Genomic DNA, 1,585 nt, shown 5'->3' with positions numbered 1-1,585 from the left:
CAGCTACTCTATCGAAGGCTACCAGGGTATGATTCGTTCTAAGGTCGAGGAATGCTACAGACTTGCAAAGAAGATAAGAGCATTGGGAAAGGATGTCACAGAAGCAGTGGAAATACCGCTTGCGTCTGACATGGCAGACAGGATAGAGGAACTCATTAAGATAAAGGGCGTCGGGGACGATATTAGATCCGCAGCAGGCGAGATGACTAGAGAGGAAATGAGCATCTACATTTCCAGGAAGGTCGCCAAGATATACGAGAAGGAAGGAAAAATTGTCGCGCTTGACAAGGCCATAAGGACGGGACTGGCTATTCTTACGGAAGGAATACTCGTTGCCCCTCTGGAAGGAATTGCGGATATTTCGATTGAACAGAATCCAGACGGGAGTGACTATGTATCCGTGTATTATGCAGGACCAATCCGTGGGGCAGGGGGAACTGCCCAGGCTCTCAGCGTACTGATAGCTGATGTAGTCAGAAGAGATCTTGGCATCGGATCATATGCACCAACGGATGAGGAAATAGAGAGGTATGTGGAGGAAGTCCAGAGTTATAACCGACTAAAGCATCTTCAGTACCTGCCATCACCCGATGAAATAAGGATGGTGATCCGGAACTCCCCGGTCTGCATCGACGGAGAAGGGAGTGAGGAGGAAGAGGTTTCTGGGCACAGGGACATGCAAAGGGTAAGGACGAATCGGATACGCGGAGGAATGTGCCTTGTGCTTTGCGAGGGCCTAATACAGAAGTCGAAGAAGGTTCTCAAGTACACCGGCCAGTTGGGCCTAGGTGAATGGGAATTCCTCTCCAGAATTGGAAAGGAGTCAGGAGAAACCGAGCTCTCAAAAAAGCACAGCTCGGAGAAGTTCCTTAAAGATATAATCGCTGGAAGGCCTGTTTTCAGCCACCCGGGCGCACAGGGGGGATTCAGGCTAAGGTACGGAAGATCCAGACTTTCTGGGCTCGCTGCAGCGTCAATCCATCCTGCAACAATGTACATACTTGACAGCTTCATTGCCACGGGGTCACAGATAAAGTTGGAGCTCCCGGGAAAAGCTGCAGCCATAACGCCATGTGATACGATAGATGGCCCCACTGTTCTTACTCTGGATGGATGTCTGAGAAAAATAAGAACAGTTGAGGACGCTAAAGCCGTTAAGGATAGGATCGAGTCCATAACAGATATTGGAGAGATACTGATAGCCTATGGTGACTTTCTGGAAAATAACCGCCAGTTGGAACCTTCCCCATTTGTGCGGGAATGGTGGATAAAATATATCGACGGGAAGTCTGAACTCGCAAGATACCAGTTTACGACTCCTGATCAGTTCGAAGCTGTAACTATAGCTAGGGATCACGGAATACCACTGCACCCTGAATATGATTACCTCTGGCACGATCTAACGGTTGATGACCTAAAGTTGCTTATCGGGGAAATTGGAAGATCATCAATCGTCGATGGATCATTGCAGATGAACTATTCTCGCGAATTATCTGAGATATTTATCAGGATCAATTTAGAATTTACAAAGTCTGGAGACAAACTCTTACTGGCAGAATATTATCCTCTCGTTGTGTCGTGTGGT

The 1,585-nt window shown here is 47.8% G+C and carries 1 protein-coding gene; it reads left to right on the top strand.

Annotated elements, in window-relative coordinates; all coding sequences use genetic code 11:
• Positions 1 to 10: 10 nt before the first annotated feature.
• A partial coding sequence (locus QW597_04015; protein MEM0155752.1) for a DNA polymerase II large subunit occupies positions 11 to 1,585 on the top strand: 1,575 nt, incomplete at its 3' end.

The organism is Thermoplasmataceae archaeon (assembly GCA_038729425.1).
Classification (GTDB): Archaea; Thermoplasmatota; Thermoplasmata; order Thermoplasmatales; family Thermoplasmataceae; genus B-DKE.
This window is presented reverse-complemented; position numbering and strand designations above follow the sequence as displayed.